Genomic DNA, 19,022 nt, shown 5'->3' with positions numbered 1-19,022 from the left:
TGTAAATCCTCTCAAAACTATAGCGGCTACCCCCTTTCGAGATCAGCGGCAATGCCGCAGGAAGCAAGCTTTGCATGGTTATGATGTGGGCGGTTTCTAAACAACTTTACTATATTTAGTAAAAAATGTAAACCCCATACAAGTTATTATCTATACCATATAAAAGGAGGATACCAGTGAATCCCCACTTTTTTGAGAGCAGGTGACTTGAGCTTGTACGCAGCTTGGTGTTGCCTAAGATACGTTTCCAAGATACGTTTCCACGACCTCCGCACACTCAACTAATTCGAGTTTGTTGCTCAAGCGAACGTGCATCTCAGAGGTCGTGGCGGAACGATTAGGGAGCGCCTCCGTTGGCATTAAGCTTGACCGCTAATCGTACACGTACGGTGTAGATCATCAAATTATGAAAATTGGGTGATTTGCGATAAAATACCCTTGAGTGGGCGGGCGTTGACTCTCTTTTGACTGACTGCGTTCGAAGTCAATACGTCCAAGGCCCGATTCGATCCGAGCGGCAAGGTTGCCGAGGTACCTGCATGTCTGCGAAAGCTGTCACTCCCTGCCCGTGGCAACAGGGTTATCCGGATACGAAATCCAATCGCTCCAGCTCCCCGCATACAACCGGACATTGAAATAGCCAAGCGAGTGGAGCGCCACGATGTTCGGGCAGGCGCTAACGCCGGAGCCGCAGTAGACGATAACTTCGAGGCCGGCATCCAGCGCATTAATCACTTCTGACAAACCGGCTCGGCGCTGTTCTTCAGGGGCCCATTTACCCGTGTCGTCCAAATTGTTCTTCCAGAAAGCGTTGATCGCGCTAGGGATATGCCCGGCCTTGGCATCGATCGGTTCGGTCTGCCCCAGATACCGGGGGGATTCGCGAGAATCGACCAATAGCACGTCGGGATTGCCGATCGCGCTACGAACATAGTTCACATCGGCGATCAATTCATCATGTAACGCAGGCTGGAAGGACGAAGGGATGACCACCTGCTGCTCGGCGGTGACGGGGTAGCCGTCTTGTTGCCATGCCGAGAATCCCTCATCCATGATATATACCTGATCATGGCCGAGCCAGCGCAGCAGCATCCAGAGTCTGGAGGCGTTCATACCTCCTTGGTCGTCATAAGCGACAACAACACTGTCGTTGCTAATACCTACCTGGCTGAGGCGTTTAGCCAAAACTTCCGGATCAGGCAGCGGATGCCGGCCCCCATGCTCGGCGACGGGAGCGGAGAGGTCGCTCTCCAAATCGAGATAGATTGCGCCGGGAATATGGGACTCGGCATAAGCTGCCCTGCCGGCCTCTGGGGCTCCGAGTTGAAACCGACAATCGGCGATGACCATATGGGGTTCGTACATGCGGGCGAGAAGCCATTTTTTCGATACGAGTGGATTTGACATAGGTATTGCTCTCCCTTCAAACGAATTACTTCTTCAGCAGTCACTTCTTCAACAATTACTTCTTCAACTCAAAAAACTGGCAGCTTTCGCGGTTATGGTAGGCTAGGTCGCTGACGCTGGATTGTGTAATCACGGTATCTTCGGTGAGGCGGATAATGATCGATCCCGATTCGATAAGGTGGTTGTCGCGAAAGACGCGAATACGTAGCCCTTGCTCCATGGCCGTTTGCAAATCATGCTCAGTAATAAGGCGTCTAATCGTTGGCATATTTATTCCAACCTCCTTCAAGCAGGGCGCTCCTGCTCATCTACTTGTACCTATTTCTTTTAACTTCTCTATTGTAGAGACAAGAGCCCAGCCGTGACAAGCGACTACCCCATATATTATAGAAAAGAGTTCCAGACAACGAGCATAAGGGCAATGCCCATCGTTTCTTAAGGAGGAAGGGGTATATGGGAAGGGCGAGATGGCGGGGAAGAAGCGGAGGTTGCGAGTGTGGGGCCGCCGGCTTCAACAAATCCAAGGTCAATGCAAATGTACTGCAAAAAACGGCAGCCAGCATGCTGCCATTCTATAGCACCGTCGCGACAAGTAAAAGGTTTGCGACTCGGTGGAGCAGGGCAGTCGTCACAGCGAACCTGGATTTGATGAAAAAGCTGCTCGCACCGGTTGCTCCGGGTGCAGCGAGGCAGGGGCTGGGGGTAAACGGGATCGGCTATTTCATAGATTTCTCTTTTCCAAAGCTTGTATATACGAACGGAACGACAATTCCGCCGGGAAGCGTGCAATTCATGTTTGAGCCTAAAGTTCATCAGGCGATGGCCCAGGCGGTACTGCCGTTGTACGACAGGCTTGTCTCTGATAGACCATTCGCATGCAAGCTGGCCATTGCGATCCGCCGTAATAATTCGCAGCTAGTCAGCCTGCTAGTACGCAGTGTCGTGCGTACCCAAGCACTAAAATCAGTGGAAATCGAGGATCAAGGCACGGCACTGACTTTTAAATTTCCGTTTAGTCGGTTTAAATACCGAAATTTACTGTATGGTGAAACTTTTTTTGGCCGTTGCATTGGCCGTAGATTTGGTCGTAGCTTTGGCGATAGACTTGGCCGTAGAATAAAGCTGAAAAGGGAAACAAGGCGGGGGAAGGAGGAGTGATAAGTAGAGGAACATAAGTGTGTTGCACGTAAGAAGGCACATGCATCGGCATGTGCCTTCTTACGATAATGGTAGCTATAGTGGAGGACTGCTGTGACACTTCCGGCATACTGGGTAGTAGGACTCATTCCCGCCGATTTGGATTTGCTCTCCCGTATAAACGGGTTTTCCATTCTCTACGCGCAGATTCATCGTTGCTTTACGCTCGCAGAACCAGCAGATGGTCTTCATTTCCTCGATTTTATCCGCGTAAATGAGCATAAATCGGCTGCCCTCGAATAATTGATTCTGGAAATCGTTCTTCAGGCCGAAGCCCATCACCGGAACGTTGAGCTCATCTACGATGCGGACAAGCTGCTCGATATTGCTCTTACTCAAGAATTGGCATTCGTCCACAAGCACGCAGTAGGGCTTTGGCTCCTGACGACTGACGATACCAAATACGTCGGTATCTTCCTTGATGGGGATTGCCTGTCTTCTCAGACCGATGCGCGAGGAAATATACCCTGTCTCATCCCGGTCGTCGAGAGCCGAAGTGAAGAGCATCACCGGTTTGTTCTGCTCCTCGTAATTATGTGCGACTTTTAGGATCTCAATGGATTTGCCGCTGTTCATCGCCCCGTATTTGAAAAATAGCTGTGCCATCGCTGCTCTCCTTCTCTGGTTGTTCATCTTGCCAATTATATAGCGGACACACCCCATCGCACAACAAGTCCGGCATGAGTCAGGCCACTGCCGAAGCCGTAAATAAGCAGCCTGTCACCGGTCTTCAACTGACCGGAATCGATTCCTGCCTGTAGGGCAAGCGGGATCGAGGCCGAAGAGGTATTGCCCATGTGCTGCACACTTTGCAGCGTCTTGCCTAAAGGGATATTCGCTTTCTCGCAAATGGATTCAATCATGCGCAAATTGGCGCTGTGCGGAATGAACCAGTCGATTTGCTCCCGGCTTACATTAGCCTGCTCAAGCAGCTGCTCGATCCCGGCAGTCACGGTGCGTACCGCCCACTTGAATACTTCGCGTCCATTCTGCACAATTTTACCGTGACCATCCAACGCTTGGCCGTTCATCATTCTAGAAAGTCCGGAACGATATACGCTGATTCCTCCAGCTCCCTGCGTACCCATGACGAAGGCCTCGAAACAGCCGGCTTCCGCATCACTCCGCTCGACAAGAACAGCCCCAGCCCCATCGCCAAATAGAATACATGTACTGCGATCATTATAATCTGTAATCTTGCTCATCGTTTCGCCTGCGACCACGAGCACTTTCCTATGCAGTCCTGAAGTGATCAGTCCATTGGCCATATGAAGGGCATAAGAGAAGCCTGCGCATGTTGCATTTAGATCGACGGCCCCGGTGCTAGCCACTGCGAAGTGTTCCTGGATTTTGCATGCTACGCTGGGAAAAGGGTAATCGGGAGTTGATGTGGCTACGAGAATAAGATCGACATCCTCCAGCGATACGTTGTAGGTGTCACGAAGCTGCTTGACGGCCTGAATGCACAAATCGGAGGTAAATTCATCGTCTGCAGCAATGTGACGTTTTTGAATTCCTGTCCGCTGGACGATCCACTCGTCATTCGTCTCAACCATTTTTTCCAGATCTTCATTTGTTAGAATTTTCTCAGGAACATAAGTGCCGATGGCCGTAATCCGTGATTTGGATTCAGTAGTCAATTGAACCACTCCTTTATTATCGAAATAGGTTTGTGAAGAGACGTACGCTGCTGTCGTTATATGAAAATCTAGAATGTAGTTTGGTTTGATCACCAAGGTTATCACAAGGTTGTTACCAAGTGCTATAATCAGATATTATCATCAGGTGTTAGTACCTGGTTACAATATATATTAATTTGACTTCGGTGTATAGCTTTGTTGAAAATTTAATTTGCTTAAATTAAATGTTTTAAGCGGTTGTTTACAATTCTAGTGGTCCATTCACCTTATCCCCTTTTGCTTATCTCCTGGCACAGTGGCATCTTCACTTCGATTCAGTAGTTGCTCCCTTTGAGTTAATTATTTTTGGTCAGGACGTTTGTCGCGGCGGCAGGTTGACTGCCATGCCTACCTACTGTTGAAAGATATACTGTGCATCAAAAAATATTTTTATCCCGTTCGTGCTGTTGCTTTCGAAGGTGTTAGACATAATAGACATAGAAGGACATGATCCGGGTCGTTATTATCCTGGTGTGATTTCGTCCCCCCCTCCTGCAGATGTTATAATGAACTCTGAAAGGAGTGCATCTGTGACCCATGAAAATATTAGTACTAGCGGAGAAGCCGTCCGTAGCTCGGGAAATTGCGCGAGTGATGGGCTGCCGCGATAAGCATAAAAGTTATATGGAAGGGCCTAAATATGTCGTGACCTGGGCACTGGGCCATTTGGTTGGACTCGCCGAGCCAGAGGATTACGATGCCAAGTTCCGTTCCTGGTCCTTGGAGGATCTGCCGATTTTGCCTGGAAAAATGAAGCTGAAGGTGCTTCGCGAGAGCAGTCATCAGTTCAAGGCCGTACAGCAGCTGATGAGAAGGCAGGATATTAAATCCTTGATCATTGCAACGGATGCTGCCCGCGAGGGGGAACTGCTGGCCCGCTGGATCATGGACATGGCGAGATGGAACAAGCCGTTTCAGCGGCTGTGGATCTCCTCGCAGACGGATAAGGCGATTAAAGAGGGCTTTGCTTCGCTTAAGCCGGGAAATCAATACGATCGGCTGTATCAATCAGCAAGATGTCGGGCCGAGGCGGACTGGATGATCGGATTGAACGTTACCCGGGCGCTTACCACCAAATTCGGCTCACCGCTATCCGCGGGACGTGTACAGACCCCGACGCTAGGTATGATTATGCAGCGGGAGAGAGAAATCCTCTCTTTCCGATCGGAGGAATACAGCACGCTGCGCGTTGATTTGGGTTCATTTGAGGCGGTATGGCGGGGGGCGAATAACGATTCGCGGATTTTTGACCCGGAGAAGGTGAAGCAGCTTCAAGGGAAGCTCGATGGCCGTAGCGGTAAGATCGTGAAGCTGAAGAAGAGTGAGAAGAACGTGCCGCATCCTTTGGCTTATGATTTGACGGAGCTACAGCGGGATGCGAACCGATTGCTCGGGTTTTCTGCCAAGCAGACATCGAATGTATTGCAGCGGCTGTACGAGCAGCATAAGCTTGTCACTTATCCGCGGACGGATTCACGTTATCTGACGTCTGATATGAAGGACACGCTGAAGGAGAGATTGACAAGCGTAGCCGTTGGCCATTATGCCTCGCTGGCAAGGCCATTGCTGCGCAAGCCGCTCCCGTTGAGTAAACGAATCATCGATGACAGCAAGGTTACTGATCATCACGCAATCATTCCGACTGAGCAGACGGTGCTGCTGAATGAACTTGGTGCGGACGAGCGCAAGTTATATGATTTGATTGTAAGGCGGTTCATCAGTCTTTTCTATCCAGCGGCTCGTTTTGACAATGTTGCTGTTACTTTGGAGGTGGCCGGGGAGACTCTTCATGCCAAAGGTACGACGATGAAGGATAGCGGCTGGCGGGCCGTCTATGACGGGCAGGCTATGGATGAAGAGGATGAGGATGACGACTCCTCTGAAACAGGCAGTGCATCTTTGCCGGTGCTGCATGAAGGAGAGAGCGTAACGGTAAAGCGCTGCCGCATTCAGGGCGGGCGCACGCAGCCGCCAAAGCGATATAGCGAAGCCGCACTGTTGACGCAGATGGAGAAGCATGGTTTGGGGACACCAGCTACGCGTGCGGACATTATTGAGAAGCTGGTCAGCTCGGATACGATTGAGCGGCAGGGGAATCTGCTGCATCCGACAGGCAAAGGGAAGCAGTTGATCGAGCTGGCTCCCAGCGATCTGCGCTCGCCGGATCTGACGGCGAAATGGGAGGCTGAGCTGGAGCGGATCGCCCGCGGACAGGGCAAGCCGGGTCCATTTCTCGAGGGAATACGGGAGATGGCCGAGGGGCTCGTCGCAGGCGTGAAGAACAGCGATGCGACTTATAAGCCGCATAATGTCTCCAACAGCCATTGCCCAGATTGCGGGACTCGTCTCCTGGAGAAGAAGACGGGGCGCGGGCTGATGCTCGTTTGCCCGAGCGAGGATTGCGGCTATCGCCGTTCCGGTGAGAAGCGGTTGTCCAACCGTCGTTGTCCGCAGTGCCGTAAGAAGATGGAGCTGAAGGAAGGCAAAGCAGGCCGCTACGTCCAATGTCTGCCTTGTGGCATTACGGAGACGCTGAGCAATAACGATCCCAAACGAATGACCAAGCGGGAGGAGAAAAGGCTCGTAAGCCAATATACGAAGCAACAGGAATCTATCGGCTCCAATTTAGGTGAATTGCTGAAAGCAGCCATGGAAAATAAGAACAGGAAATAAGTAGGTAAGAATTTAACTAGATATAAGACGTGAAGACAAGCTCAAGGACGAGAAGACAAGATTAAGTAGATAAGGTGTATGAAGAAGATGCCCGGAGTTGTTGGGTATATCTTATCTTAATATCCGCATAAAACAGCGGCATGCTCGGAACCCTATGCCTGGGAGGTGATGAGCATGCCCCACCACAAATCAACGAAGATTAAAGATCAGCAGAACAAATCCAGTATTATGGAAGAAGTGACAGAGCCTAAGATGAAGAAGCAGGCCAAGCGACCGCCCAGCCTGAACGAAGTTCCGAAGATGTGAGCGGATAAGGCACTGATTGTGCTTATATGCTCATGAAGTGAAGTGTTTTTAATGGAAGCAGGTTCTGAAACTGAAACGAGCAGATGTCAACTTAAGATTTGAGCAGAGCTCCTGGGCTCCCGTGAAGGGAGCCTTTTGAATTTATGCGGTTAGCGTTATAATAGAATTAAGGGAAACGAGGTTCTGCAAAGACGGATGAAGGTGGAGGCGGTATGCATGAGATCCGGACTGCTGCTCTGGTTTCTAATCATTAATGTTATTTCATACCTGGTCATGGCCGATGACAAGCGCCGGGCCCGGCAGAGGTGTGACCGGATTCCTGAGCGGACATTGTTTCTCTTGGCGGCAATCGGGGGCTCACTCGGTGTGCTGACGGCTATGAACGTAAAGCGGCATAAAACGAAGCATGCCAGCTTCCGCGTAGGCATTCCGCTGCTACTTGCAATGAATGCAGTTCTTCTAGGTTATTTTTTGTTTTAATAGTTTTATTCATAATAGTATAGGAATTGCACGATCTCGCTTCACTTGTATTTCAAACTAGATAGGGAGAGGTGCTGACTTATGTTATTTAACAAAATTGTTGCAGCTTACGATGGTTCGAAGGCAGCTACCAAAGCGCTGAATAAGGCGATTGAATTAGTAAAATTGTCGCCGGATGCTACTCTTGAAGTAGTGCATGTCTTTGATTTTCCGCGTTTCTATGTTGCGGAGGGCTACGCCCCCGTACCGGCATCCATAAATCAGGATTTCTATGAGCTGGCGGAGAAGACGGTAGAAGAAGCGAAGGGCCGCCTGCAGGCAGCAGGTGTGAACGGTACTGTACAGCTAATTCAAGGCTCGCCGGCAGAGGTCATTCTGGATCATGTGAAGAAGAATAATAATGATATTATTGTCATCGGCAGCCGTGGCCTTGGAGGTATCCGCGAATTTGTGCTTGGCAGTGTCAGCCATAATGTCGTACAACATGCCAAGGTGCCTGTGCTGGTCGTTAAATAAGCTAATTAAGGGAGAGTGTGGTCTTACCCCTGTCAAGTAGACAGTAAAAAAAGAGGATCAATTTATGCGGCGATCGCTTTCCGGTACTCAACTGGAGAACGGTCGCCGAGTTTTTTTTGGAAACGCTCATGATTGTAAAATTCAATATATTCCTCAATGAGACGACGTGCTGAATGCTGATCGTTCGGACGTTTAAGGTACAGCTGTTCGGTCTTCAAATGGGAGAAAAACGACTCCATGCAGGCATTGTCGTAACAGTTGCCTCGCCTTGAGTGGCTGCCCTGGAGCCCTTGTGCGAGCAACTGAGTCTCGTAAGCCTTGTGCGTGTATTGGAAGCCTTGGTCAGAATGTAAGACTGCATCCTTGCGAGTACCGAGTTGCTTTACTGTGTCCAGCACAAGTTGCAAGTCATTGCGCTCAGAGAGTTCCCAAGCGACAATCTCATTGTTATGCAAATCCATTACAGTCGACAAATAGGTGAAATCGTGACCGATCCGTACGTAAGTAATATCCGTGACTAGCTTGGTAAATGGAGCAGATGCTTGAAAGTCCCTGTTCAAGACATTAGCAAACACGACAGAAGGCTTGCGCCCTGCATTTGGACGCTTCTTGCGGATGACTGACCGGATCCCGAGCTCACGCATAAGCCGTCTGACTTTCTTGCGGTTAACAAGCAATCCTTCCCTACGTAAAGCCGTACACATACGGATGTAACCGAAATAGGGCCGCAAACGGTGAATGGCAAGTATATGCTCCTTCAGATCAGCATCTCGCTCCTGACGTTGTTGCTGGTTACTTAGAGCAGCTTTCCACTTGTAATACCCGGCACGAGACACTTCAGCAATCTTACACAGCATGACTATCGAGTGGTTCCCAATCATTTTTTCGATGGTCCTAAACCGGGCTTGCTTATCCAACTTCCCTCCCCATGTAGATTCGGATTGAGCTTTTTTAGATATTCGACCTGCGCTTTCAGATGCTCGTTCTCTTCCTCGAGACTGCTGAAGTGTTTTTTCGCCCAACGCCCCCGATAATCCTTGAACGATTCACCATTCATATGTTTGCGTACCCAAGTTACAATCTGAGCATCGCTTTTGATCCCCAACTTTTCCTTGATCTGAGTATAGCTCCATTGCTCTTCAATTCGTAAACGAACGGCTTCTCGCTTCGTTTCTTCGTCGTATCGATTAAACTTCTGACCCTTCTTTGGTGGCATAGAAAAATCCCCTCCGGTCTACAGTGTTGAATTCATAATATCATGAACTCTTTTTTCACTGTCTACCGTAAGGGGATAATATCAGTGTCCTTTGGGGCATTCTCTTTTTTTTTGCCGTCTGCTTTTTTGAATGTACACCGATTGTTGTTTGTATTATATATCGTCATAATAGCGTGAAAAAACGAACATTCTGATTATGCAAATTAATAATGTTCGTGTTTGAGTTGACATGAGCTACTTGGCATTGTTAAACTGATATACGACGGCGGGTAACCGTCCGTTTAGAATGATCTCGTATAAATCCGGGGATATGGCCCGGAAGTCTCTACCTGAAAACCGTAAATTTTCGGACTACGAGTGAATACGCCATGAAGAAGGTTCGTTAAGCAAGAAGTAGCTTTCTTCGATATGATTGCAGATTATGAGGACGGTTTGACCCACTACCGGTATATTTAAGGTTTTGTATTGGGCAATAGCAGGCTCTGAAGGAACCACGCTTGGGGTGTGCCGTCATGCTTGCTTCTGTAATCATAAGGCAAATCAGGAATCACGCAGCATGATATTCGTGAATCCGGTGTATTCTCTCTGGTCCGGGAATCTGAAAATACTTGTTATTTTCCAGAATGCTCCGGACCTTTTTTAATGTCTAGGCTGGAGTTAGGGAATAAACAAACAGAATAACCAAATACTTTTATTGAAGGAGCGGGTTGAAGCATGTCAGCACAGGTACAAGCACAGGTTGCAGTAATCATGGGCAGTACATCGGATTGGGATACGATGTCTCATGCTTGCGCTGTTTTGGAGGAGCTTCAAATCCCTTATGAGAAGCAGGTTGTATCTGCGCACCGCACGCCGGATTTAATGTTTGAATTTGCGGAGCAAGCGGCTGAACGCGGTTTAAAGGTTATCATCGCAGGCGCAGGGGGAGCGGCTCATCTGCCGGGCATGGTTGCATCAAAAACGGTTCTTCCCGTGATTGGTGTTCCGGTAAAATCGGCCGCTTTGAACGGTCTTGATTCTCTGCTCTCCATCGTGCAAATGCCGGGGGGAATCCCGGTAGCTACGGTTGCAATCGGCAAAGCAGGAGCGATTAACGCTGGCTTGCTGGCAGCGCAAATGATCGGAGCCTTTGATCCTGAGGTGGCCTCTCGTGTGCAGGAGCGCCGCGATCGCATACGCGACCAGGTGCTGGACAGCTCAGCCGAGCTGGGGGAGATCAAGTGATGAGCGATTCTTCTAGAGCAGTGAACCGAGCTGCGAGTCAAGAAGCTAGGAGCGGCAGCGCTGAACAGTTGCATAGCGAACGATTCGGAGCAGTCATTCCGCCGGGCTCCACGATCGGTGTTCTTGGAGGCGGTCAGCTCGGGCGGATGATGACGCTGGCTGGGACCAACCTCGGCTATCGCTTTGTTACGCTAGACCCGACGCCGTCATCGCCATGTGGACAAGTAGCAGAGCAGATCGTCGCCCGTTATAACGATCAGGAGGCGGCTAGAAGGCTGGCTGAGTGTTCGGACGTGATCACGTACGAATTCGAGAACGTGGACGCGGAAGTGGCGGAGCTGCTCGAAGAGATGTCGTACGTTCCGCAAGGCAGCCAGCTTCTATATACGACACAGCATCGGCTTCGTGAGAAGCGGGCCGTAGAAGCGGCAGGAGCTACGGTAGCGCCCTATGCGGAGATCGGCAGTGAGCAGCAGCTGCGCGAGGCGGTGGCAAGGCTGGGAATTCCCAGCGTACTGAAGACCGCGACAGGCGGCTATGACGGCAAAGGGCAATGGGTGATTCGCTCTGAAGCAGAGATCGGTCCGGCCTATGCGGAGCTGAGTCAAGCGGGCACGGAGCTCGTGCTGGAGCAATTTATTCCTTTCGTGAAGGAAGTGTCTGTTATTGCGGCCCGCAGCCCGCGCGGCGAAATTCGAACATTCCCAGTTGCCGAGAACATCCATGTGGATAATATATTGCATGCCTCGATCGTTCCGGCAAGAATCGACGAGGAAGTGCAGCGTGAAGCAGAACGGCTGGCCGCACGGATCGCGGAATCAATGGGAGCCGTTGGCCTTCTCGCCGTAGAAATGTTTCTGACCGGAGACGGGAGAATTTACGTGAATGAGTTGGCGCCGCGCCCGCATAACTCGGGGCATTATACGATGGAGGCTTGCACGACATCGCAATTCGAGCAGCATGTCCGGGCGGTCTGCAATTTACCGCTCGGCGATACGAAGCTGTTGACGCCAGTTGTCATGGCGAACGTGCTCGGCGAGCATATCGAGGCCGTGACGGAAGCTGTAGCGACGGGGAAATGGGGCTCGTTGGATCCCGATAGCTCAGTATCATCGAAAGTGGTGCCAAAGGTGCATTTATACGGCAAAGCCGGATCGGCACCCAAACGCAAAATGGGACATGTCAATATGCTGTGCAGCGATGTGCAGGAAGGCATTGATTTTATACACCAATCTACCATTTGGAGGAACCAGCTCATATGATCGAACGTTACAGCAGACCTGAGATGAGAGCGATCTGGACTGAAGAGAACAAGTTCAAAGCATGGATGGAAGTGGAAATCTGCGCATGCGAAGCTTGGGCTGAGCTGGGCGTCATTCCGAAAGAAGAAGCTAAGCTGCTGCGTGAGAAGGCATCGTTTGATATCGAGCGGATTTACGAAATCGAGCAGGAGACCCGACACGATGTGATCGCATTTACCCGTGCTGTATCGGAAAGTCTCGGTGCAGAGCGCAAGTGGGTGCATTACGGGCTCACTTCCACGGATGTCGTCGATACGGCTTTAGGTTATCTGCTGAAGCAAGCGAATGAGATATTGGAACAAGATATTTTGAATTTTATCGAAGTTTTGCGTGAGAAGGCGATTGCTTTCAAGGACACGCCGATGATGGGGCGTACCCATGGTGTACACGCAGAGCCGACGACCTTCGGCCTGAAGATGGCTTTATGGCACGAAGAGATGAAGCGGAACCTGGAGCGTTTCCGCCGGGCGGCGGATGGTGTGCAATTCGGTAAAATATCCGGAGCCGTCGGTACTTACGCCAACATTGACCCGTTCGTGGAGGAGTATGTCTGCAAGAAGCTAGGCACGCAGCCGGCTCCGATCTCGACGCAGACGCTGCAGCGCGACCGTCATGCCGAATATATGGCGACTCTGGCGCTAATCGCCACATCGCTCGATAAATTCGCTACCGAAATTCGCGCTCTGCAGAAGAGCGAGGTTCGGGAGGTCGAGGAAGCTTTCGCCAAAGGCCAAAAAGGCTCCTCTGCCATGCCGCACAAGCGCAACCCGATCGGTAGCGAAAACATTTCCGGCTTGTCCCGCGTTATCCGCGGGCATATGGTGTCCGCTTACGAGAACGTGACGCTCTGGCATGAACGCGATATCTCGCATTCCTCAGTGGAGCGCGTGATCCTGCCGGATGCGACGATGCTGCTCAACTATATGCTGAACCGCTTCGGTAATATTGTGAAGAATCTGACGGTGTTCCCCGAGAATATGAAGCGTAACATGAGCCGCACGTTCGGGGTTCCCTTCTCCGGGCGCGTCATGACGAAGCTGATCGATAAGGGCTTCAGCCGCGAACAGGCCTATGATACGGTTCAGCCCCGGGCGATGCAGGCTTGGGAGACGCAGCGCCAGTTCCGCGAGCTGGTCGAGGAGACGCCGGAAATTACAGCTGTTCTAAGCCCTGATGAAATTGAGGATGCGTTCAACCCATCCTGGCATTTGAAGCATGTAGATACGATTTTCCGCAAGCTCGGATTGTCTGGTTAATACTACGAAATGCAAGGGGGCAGGGATAATGGAATCACAGGCGATTTCCACGGCGACGGTGCTTGTAAACGCACCACTGCTATATAAAGGTAAAGTCCGGGAGCTGTACGATTGGGGAGAGCACTATCTGATCGTGGTGACAGATCGCATTTCAGCTTTCGATTACGTATTGGAGCCGGCCGTGCCTGACAAGGGCAGCGTTCTCAACCGTCTCAGTGCACATTGGTTCTCGCTAACCGGCGATCTTATTAATAATCATGTTGTCCATGCCGATTTAGACCTGCTTGGGGATATGGTGAAGCCGGAGTACAAGCATCTGTTGCAGGATCGAATCATGGTCGCCCGCAGAGCCGACCGCATTCCTGTTGAATGTGTCGTGCGGGGCTATGTCACGGGAGGCGGCTGGAGGCAATATGTGAAGACCGGGGAGATCAATGGCAAGAAGCTACCAGCAGGTCTAAGAAAGAACGCCAGGCTGCCAGAGCCGATATTTACGCCTTCCGCGAAAAATGATGTCGGTCATGATGAGGACATCTCCTTCGAGCGGATGACGGAACTGGTCGGGACAGAGCTTGCCGAGCAGCTGTGCACCCGAAGCATAGAGCTGTATGAGTTTGCTCGCCAGTACTGCGACCAGCGGGGAATTATCCTCGCGGACTGCAAGCTGGAATTCGGCTTGGTGGAGGGCGAGCTTATCCTGATCGACGAAATTTTCACCCCGGATGCGGCACGTTTCTGGGCCAAGGAAAATTACGTGCTCGATATGGATATCGAGAGCATGGATAAAGAGCCTGTGCGGACTTATTTAGCCGGTTCCGGCTGGGACAAGAACAGCAAGCCTTCGCCTTTGCCCCCATCTATCGTTGAGGAGACGGCCCGCCGATATCGGGAAATATTTTATCGCCTGACCGGTCAGAGGTTAACTGAGGATTACTGACAGTATCAAGGCTGTAGTGACTAGCGGAGGAAGAACACATAGGCGGTTCATAAGCGATGCTTCTTACGCCGAACAACCGAGGCTTCATCAGCCGTAATTGTCACGAAGGCTTTATATATACAGCAACAATCAGCAATTGATTTATTTATATCATTCATTAGGAGGAACACGAGGAATATGATTAAAGCGTCTGTTTATGTCACCATCAAGCAAAGCGTACTTGATCCGCAAGGAGTTGCCGTACAAGGTGCCCTGCATTCTATGGGATTTGCAGAGGTGGAAAGTGTCCGTATCGGTAAGTATTTGGAGCTGCAGCTGGATACCAATGATCGCAACGAGGCAGAAGCCCGCGTCAAAGAGATGTGTGAGAAGCTGTTGGCCAACACGGTCGTCGAAGATTACCGCTTTGAATTGGAGGGCTAATCCATGAAATTCGCAGTACTCGTATTTCCCGGTTCCAACTGTGATATCGACTGCTATAAAGCCGTTGAAGACACAATAGGCGAGCCAGTCGATTATGTGTGGCACACGGCCACAGATCTTTCCGCTTATGACTGTATTCTTGTTCCTGGCGGGTTCTCTTATGGCGACTATCTGCGCTGCGGGGCGATTGCAAGGTTCGCTCCAGTCATGGCCGAGGTAGCTAAAGCCGCCGAGCAAGGCAAATATATTCTCGGCATTTGCAATGGATTTCAAATTTTGACCGAGGCCGGATTGCTTCCTGGCACACTGCGCCGCAACTCTTCGCTGAAATTCCGCTGCCATGATACCGTGCTTCGCGTAGAGAACAATGATAATCCGTTCACTACCCAATACCAGAAGGGCGAGGAGATTCATATTCCGATTGCTCATGGCGAGGGGAACTACTATTGCGATGAAGAGACGCATGCGCAATTGAAGGCGAATAATCAAATTATTTTCCGTTATGTGGATAATCCAAATGGTTCCGTAGACGATATTGCGGGAGTATCCAATGAGCGCGGGAACGTTGTGGGCATGATGCCGCATCCTGAGCGTGCAGTGGACAGCCTGCTTGGATCAGAGGACGGAAAACGTATGTTTACATCGATATTAAAGGCTTGGAGGGATCGGCATGAGTCAGCAAGTGTCCGCTAAAGAACCGAATGCAGAACAAATCGCAGAACAGCAAATTTATAAACAAATGGGCGTATCGGACAGTGAGTACGAGCTGATTTGCGGATTTCTAGGACGTAAACCAAACTACACGGAAATCGGCGTATTCAGCGTCATGTGGTCTGAGCACTGTGCTTATAAAAATTCTAAACCGCTGCTTCGTCGTTTTCCGACCGAAGGTCCACGCGTTCTGATGGGACCAGGTGAAGGCGCTGGAATCGTAGATATTGGCGATAACCAGGCGGTTGTATTTAAAATCGAAAGCCATAACCATCCCTCTGCAGTTGAACCGTACCAAGGGGCGGCGACAGGCGTGGGCGGCATTATCCGTGATATTTTCTCTATGGGCGCAAGACCGGTTGCACTCCTTAACTCCCTGCGCTTCGGCAAGCTGGAAAGCGACCGCGTAAAGTATTTGTTCGAGCACGTCGTATCCGGGATTGCCGGTTATGGCAACTGTATCGGTATTCCGACGGTTGGCGGCGAAGTGGTGTTTGACGATGCCTATGACGGTAATCCGCTGGTTAACGCGATGTGCGTAGGACTGATCGAACATGATAAAATTCAGCGCGGCGTCGCGAAGGGCGTAGGCAACCCGGTGTTTTATGTGGGGCCTCCGACAGGCCGCGACGGTATTCATGGGGCAACATTTGCTTCGGAAGAGTTGACGGAAGAGTCTGAATCGAAGCGGACGGCTGTACAGGTCGGCGATCCATTTATGGAGAAGCTGGTGATGGAGGCATGTCTGGAGCTGATAAACTCCGGTATCGTACTGGGTATTCAGGATATGGGCGCCGCGGGTCTAACCTGCTCCAGTGCGGAGATGGCAAGTAAGGCTGGTAACGGTCTGGAGCTGTATTTGGATGAGGTGCCACAGCGTGAAGAAGGTATGACGCCATATGAAATGATGCTGTCCGAGTCGCAAGAGCGCATGTTGTTCGTCGTCGAGCCGAAGGATGAGGCTCAGGCGATGGAGATTTTTGAGCGCTGGGGCGTAGTTTGCGCCAAAGTAGGTAAAGTGACGGATGATGGACGTCTGAGATTGATCCACCGAGGGGAAGTTGTTGGCGATATGCCAGTGACGGCGCTTGTCGATGAGTGCCCGATTTACAACAAGCCATCGGCTGTACCAGCATACTATGAAGAGAATGCGAATGTAGATACGCTGCGCTATGACGAAGTGACGGATTTGAACGGGGCGTTGGACAAAGTATTATCCTCCCCTTCCGTAGCGAGCAAAGCGTGGGTATATAACCAATATGATTACATGGTTCGCACCAGCACAGCGGTTCAGCCGGGTTCTGACGCGGCTGTCGTGACAATTCGCGGTACGCGTAAGGGACTCGCTATGACGACGGACTGCAACGGGCGGTTTGTATATCTGGATCCAGAAGTTGGCGGACGTATCGCGGTTAGCGAAGCAGCGCGCAACGTGGTCTGCTCGGGGGCTGAGCCACTGGCGATTACGGATAACCTGAACTTCGGAAGCCCGGAGAAGCCGGATATTTTCTGGCAGATGGAAAAAGCGGTTGACGGCATGGCGGAAGCCTGTCGTGTGCTGGATGCTCCAGTTATTGGCGGTAACGTCAGTTTGTACAATGAGAATTCCAAAGGCGCAATTTACCCGACGCCGGTTGTCGGCATGGTCGGCCTTGTGCATGATATCGATCATATAACGACGCAAGGCTTCAAGGCCGAGGGAGATGTTGTATTCCTGCTTGGCGAGACGTTTGCTGAACTTGGCGGAAGTGAATTCCAGGCCGTCGTTCATGGCGTAACAGAAGGACGTCCACCGGCGCTTGATCTGAATGTGGAGAAAAAATTGCTGGATGGCGTATTGGCCGCGATTCAAAAAGGTCTTGTACAGTCTGCGCACGACTTGTCCGAAGGCGGCCTCGCCGTAGCCTTGGCCGAGTCCTGCATCAGCGGCCACCTTGGCGCAAAAGTCAATTTGCCGACAGAGCTTCGTCCCGACTTTGCTCTATTTAGCGAATCGCAATCCCGTATTCTGTTATCGGCGACGCCGGACAAGGCGGCCGAGCTGGAGCAATTGATCGCATCCTATGGCGTTCCGGTTCAAAACATCGGTCAGGTTACAGGCGACAATCTGGAGATTTCTGTGAACGCCCGCTCCGTGCTGAACAGACCGGTAAGTGAGCTGAAGCAGGTCTGGGAGGATGTAATTCCATGTCTGATGCAATAATTCCGCAAGGGCTTTGGACAGGAGACTATTACAATCAAGGAACAGGCAAGAATGATATATTTGATACGTTAAAAGAGGAATGCGGTGTATTTGGGGTGTTTGGTCACCCCGAAGCCGCCTCTTTGTCCTATTACGGCCTGCACGCGCTGCAGCACCGGGGCGAAGAGAGCGCGGGACTATGCGTAACGAATGGTGATGAGTTCAATTATTACCGGGGTATGGGGCTCGTGAAGGAAGTGTTTGATCGGGACAGGCTGAGCTCGCTGCATGGCGAACGTTCCATCGGGCATGTTCGCTACTCCACGAACGGCGACACCAGTCTGATGAATGCACAGCCGTTGATTTTTAAATATCGGGACGGGGATCTCGCGGTGGCTACGAACGGCAACATCGTTAATGCCCCGCAAATCCGTCATCAACTGGAACAGAGCGGCTCTATTTTTCAGACGACCAGCGATACGGAAGTGATTGCACATTTGATCGCCCGTTCGTCCAAGGACTTTGTCGAAGCGGCGCGGGACGCACTTGGCCAATTGGTTGGGGGGTTCGCCTTCCTGCTGCTGACGAATGATAAAATGATCGCCGCCAGTGATCGGCATGGGCTTCGCCCGCTGACAATGGGCCGACTGGGCGACGCTTATCTGTTCTCTTCCGAGACCTGCGCGTTTGAGGTTGTTGGAGCGGAGACGGTGCGTGATATATTGCCGGGCGAAATGCTGGTGTTGGACAGGGAAGGCATCCATGAGGATCGTTATGCGGAGCCTCAGCGCAAAGCGTTATGCGCCATGGAATATATTTATTTCTCCCGTCCGGACAGTGACATGAACGGCTCCAATATACATGCGGCTCGTAAACGGATGGGACAAGTCATGGCGCAGGAGTCATTCGTTGATGCCGACGTCGTTACCGGCGTGCCGGATTCCAGTATTTCCGCAGCTATCGGTTATGCCGAGCAGACGGGGATTCCATATGAGCTTGGCTTGATCAAAAATAAATATACAGGCCGTACCTTCATTCAGCCGAGCCAAGAGCTGCGCGAGCAGGGCGTAAAAATGAAGCTCAGCGCCGTGCGGCGGGTCGTCGAAGGCAAGCGCGTCGTGATGATCGACGATTCCATCGTCCGCGGGACGACCTCGCGCCGCATCGTGAATTTGCTGCGCGAAGCGGGAGCGACGGAGGTGCATGTGCGGATCACTTCGCCGCCGTTCAAAAATCCCTGCTTCTATGGGATCGATACACCGAGCCGGGCAGAGCTGATTGCTTCCTCGAAGTCCGTCGAAGAAATCCGCCAGGAAATCAATGCGGATTCCTTGGAATTCTTAAGTGCTGAGGGCTTGATCAGTGCGGTGGAAGGGGATAATGCGAAGAATTATAAAGGCGGACTGTGCATGGCCTGCTTTGATAACGATTATCCGACCCGGACGAATTTTGAGGGGGAGGAAAAGTTCGGCTGCAGTTGTTAAGTTAATGGGGTTAATTATGATCAATGATTG

At 51.1% G+C, this 19,022-nt stretch carries 18 protein-coding genes and 1 riboswitch; of the genes, 13 read left to right on the top strand and 5 right to left on the bottom strand.

Going from position 1 to position 19,022, the window contains the following annotated elements; genetic code table 11:
* Positions 1–555 precede the first annotated feature (555 nt).
* Entirely contained in the window at positions 556–1,407 is an 852-nt protein-coding gene (locus EIM92_RS23310) for a sulfurtransferase (RefSeq protein WP_125084895.1), read from the bottom strand.
* Positions 1,408–1,462: 55 nt separating this feature from the next.
* On the bottom strand, positions 1,463–1,675 hold the full coding sequence (locus EIM92_RS23305; protein WP_125084894.1) for a hypothetical protein: 213 nt from the start codon (positions 1,673–1,675) through the stop codon (positions 1,463–1,465).
* 185 nt (positions 1,676–1,860) lie between these two features.
* On the opposite strand from EIM92_RS23305, the gene EIM92_RS23300 reads away from it, so the two are divergent.
* Positions 1,861–2,565: a hypothetical protein gene (locus EIM92_RS23300; RefSeq protein WP_342772886.1), complete on the top strand. Its 705-nt coding sequence runs from the start codon at positions 1,861–1,863 to the stop codon at positions 2,563–2,565.
* A 75-nt stretch (positions 2,566–2,640) separates the two neighbouring features.
* On the opposite strand, the gene EIM92_RS23295 is transcribed toward EIM92_RS23300, so the two are convergent.
* Both EIM92_RS23295 and EIM92_RS23290 read right to left on the bottom strand, forming a co-directional pair.
* The gene (locus tag EIM92_RS23295) at positions 2,641–3,210 is read right to left on the bottom strand and encodes a thymidine kinase (protein ID WP_125084893.1); all 570 of its coding nucleotides are present in this window, start codon (positions 3,208–3,210) and stop codon (positions 2,641–2,643) included.
* Positions 3,211–3,245: 35 nt separating this feature from the next.
* A complete protein-coding gene (locus EIM92_RS23290; protein WP_125084892.1) occupies positions 3,246–4,244 on the bottom strand; it encodes a ketoacyl-ACP synthase III in 999 nt (332 codons plus the stop codon).
* A 576-nt stretch (positions 4,245–4,820) separates the two neighbouring features.
* Here EIM92_RS23290 and EIM92_RS23285 point away from each other — a divergent pair.
* The 4 genes from EIM92_RS23285 (at position 4,821) to EIM92_RS23275 (ending at position 8,258) form a co-directional block, all read left to right on the top strand.
* Positions 4,821–6,956, top strand: a complete 2,136-nt coding sequence (locus tag EIM92_RS23285) for a DNA topoisomerase III (RefSeq protein ID WP_125084891.1) — start codon at positions 4,821–4,823, stop codon at positions 6,954–6,956.
* 174 nt (positions 6,957–7,130) lie between these two features.
* Positions 7,131–7,262 carry a hypothetical protein gene (locus EIM92_RS24560; RefSeq protein WP_281279647.1) on the top strand — a complete coding sequence of 44 codons (132 nt, stop codon included), beginning with the start codon at positions 7,131–7,133 and terminating at the stop codon, positions 7,260–7,262.
* Positions 7,263–7,478: 216 nt separating this feature from the next.
* Positions 7,479–7,742: a DUF1294 domain-containing protein gene (locus tag EIM92_RS23280; RefSeq protein WP_125084890.1), complete on the top strand. Its 264-nt coding sequence runs from the start codon at positions 7,479–7,481 to the stop codon at positions 7,740–7,742.
* Positions 7,743–7,823: 81 nt separating this feature from the next.
* Positions 7,824–8,258 (top strand): universal stress protein, encoded by a 435-nt coding sequence (locus EIM92_RS23275; protein WP_125084889.1) that lies wholly within the window; start codon positions 7,824–7,826, stop codon positions 8,256–8,258.
* 62 nt (positions 8,259–8,320) lie between these two features.
* Here EIM92_RS23275 and EIM92_RS23270 read toward each other — a convergent pair.
* Positions 8,321–9,474 (bottom strand): IS3 family transposase gene (locus EIM92_RS23270; RefSeq protein WP_125081524.1). Its coding sequence is split into 2 segments (ribosomal slippage): positions 8,321–9,213 and positions 9,213–9,474, totalling 1,155 coding nucleotides; the frame shifts between segments, so codons are not numbered across the junction.
* A 272-nt stretch (positions 9,475–9,746) separates the two neighbouring features.
* Positions 9,747–9,848: riboswitch (purine riboswitch) on the top strand.
* Positions 9,849–10,188: 340 nt separating this feature from the next.
* On the opposite strand from EIM92_RS23270, the gene purE reads away from it, so the two are divergent.
* The 8 genes from purE to purF all read left to right on the top strand — a co-directional run bounded on the left by purE (position 10,189) and on the right by purF (position 18,992).
* Complete coding sequence (gene purE / locus EIM92_RS23265) at positions 10,189–10,698, top strand: 5-(carboxyamino)imidazole ribonucleotide mutase (RefSeq protein WP_125084888.1); 510 nt, start codon at positions 10,189–10,191, stop codon at positions 10,696–10,698.
* Positions 10,698–11,960, top strand: a complete 1,263-nt coding sequence (gene purK / locus EIM92_RS23260; RefSeq protein ID WP_125084887.1) for a 5-(carboxyamino)imidazole ribonucleotide synthase — start codon at positions 10,698–10,700, stop codon at positions 11,958–11,960. The genes purE and purK overlap by 1 nt, the downstream gene beginning before the upstream one ends.
* Entirely contained in the window at positions 11,957–13,255 is a 1,299-nt protein-coding gene (gene purB / locus EIM92_RS23255) for an adenylosuccinate lyase (protein WP_125084886.1), read from the top strand. The genes purK and purB overlap by 4 nt, the downstream gene beginning before the upstream one ends.
* 28 nt (positions 13,256–13,283) lie before the next feature.
* On the top strand, positions 13,284–14,192 hold the full coding sequence (locus EIM92_RS23250; RefSeq protein ID WP_125084885.1) for a phosphoribosylaminoimidazolesuccinocarboxamide synthase: 909 nt from the start codon (positions 13,284–13,286) through the stop codon (positions 14,190–14,192).
* A gap of 177 nt (positions 14,193–14,369) precedes the next feature.
* A complete protein-coding gene (gene purS / locus EIM92_RS23245) occupies positions 14,370–14,615 on the top strand; it encodes a phosphoribosylformylglycinamidine synthase subunit PurS (RefSeq protein ID WP_055109705.1) in 246 nt (81 codons plus the stop codon).
* Between the two features lie 3 nt (positions 14,616–14,618).
* A complete protein-coding gene (purQ, locus tag EIM92_RS23240) occupies positions 14,619–15,308 on the top strand; it encodes a phosphoribosylformylglycinamidine synthase subunit PurQ (RefSeq protein WP_125084884.1) in 690 nt (229 codons plus the stop codon).
* Positions 15,286–17,529: a phosphoribosylformylglycinamidine synthase subunit PurL gene (purL, locus tag EIM92_RS23235; RefSeq protein WP_125084883.1), complete on the top strand. Its 2,244-nt coding sequence runs from the start codon at positions 15,286–15,288 to the stop codon at positions 17,527–17,529. The genes purQ and purL overlap by 23 nt, the downstream gene beginning before the upstream one ends.
* Positions 17,514–18,992 (top strand): amidophosphoribosyltransferase, encoded by a 1,479-nt coding sequence (gene purF / locus EIM92_RS23230; protein ID WP_125084882.1) that lies wholly within the window; start codon positions 17,514–17,516, stop codon positions 18,990–18,992. Before purL ends, purF begins: the two co-directional genes overlap by 16 nt.
* Positions 18,993–19,022 lie beyond the last annotated feature (30 nt).

Origin of the sequence: Paenibacillus lentus (assembly GCF_003931855.1) — a bacterium.
Classification (GTDB): domain Bacteria; phylum Bacillota; class Bacilli; order Paenibacillales; family Paenibacillaceae; genus Fontibacillus; species Fontibacillus lentus.
The sequence above is the reverse complement of the archived record's forward strand: the minus strand, read 5'-3'. Positions and strand labels throughout refer to the sequence as shown.

Bases quoted from the DNA above. Each gene is read 5' to 3' on its own strand.
- EIM92_RS23310 (WP_125084895.1), bottom strand. From the start codon at position 1,407: ATGTCAAATCCACTCGTATCGAAAAAATGGCTTCTCGCCCGCATGTAC.
- EIM92_RS23305 (WP_125084894.1), bottom strand. From the start codon at position 1,675: ATGCCAACGATTAGACGCCTTATTACTGAGCATGATTTGCAAACGGCC.
- EIM92_RS23300 (WP_342772886.1), top strand. From the start codon at position 1,861: ATGGGAAGGGCGAGATGGCGGGGAAGAAGCGGAGGTTGCGAGTGTGGG.
- EIM92_RS23295 (WP_125084893.1), bottom strand. From the start codon at position 3,210: ATGGCACAGCTATTTTTCAAATACGGGGCGATGAACAGCGGCAAATCC.
- EIM92_RS23285 (WP_125084891.1), top strand. From the start codon at position 4,821: ATGAAAATATTAGTACTAGCGGAGAAGCCGTCCGTAGCTCGGGAAATT.
- EIM92_RS24560 (WP_281279647.1), top strand. From the start codon at position 7,131: ATGCCCCACCACAAATCAACGAAGATTAAAGATCAGCAGAACAAATCC.
- EIM92_RS23280 (WP_125084890.1), top strand. From the start codon at position 7,479: ATGAGATCCGGACTGCTGCTCTGGTTTCTAATCATTAATGTTATTTCA.
- EIM92_RS23275 (WP_125084889.1), top strand. From the start codon at position 7,824: ATGTTATTTAACAAAATTGTTGCAGCTTACGATGGTTCGAAGGCAGCT.
- purE (WP_125084888.1), top strand. From the start codon at position 10,189: ATGTCAGCACAGGTACAAGCACAGGTTGCAGTAATCATGGGCAGTACA.
- purK (WP_125084887.1), top strand. From the start codon at position 10,698: ATGAGCGATTCTTCTAGAGCAGTGAACCGAGCTGCGAGTCAAGAAGCT.
- purB (WP_125084886.1), top strand. From the start codon at position 11,957: ATGATCGAACGTTACAGCAGACCTGAGATGAGAGCGATCTGGACTGAA.
- EIM92_RS23250 (WP_125084885.1), top strand. From the start codon at position 13,284: ATGGAATCACAGGCGATTTCCACGGCGACGGTGCTTGTAAACGCACCA.
- purS (WP_055109705.1), top strand. From the start codon at position 14,370: ATGATTAAAGCGTCTGTTTATGTCACCATCAAGCAAAGCGTACTTGAT.
- purQ (WP_125084884.1), top strand. From the start codon at position 14,619: ATGAAATTCGCAGTACTCGTATTTCCCGGTTCCAACTGTGATATCGAC.
- purL (WP_125084883.1), top strand. From the start codon at position 15,286: ATGAGTCAGCAAGTGTCCGCTAAAGAACCGAATGCAGAACAAATCGCA.
- purF (WP_125084882.1), top strand. From the start codon at position 17,514: ATGTCTGATGCAATAATTCCGCAAGGGCTTTGGACAGGAGACTATTAC.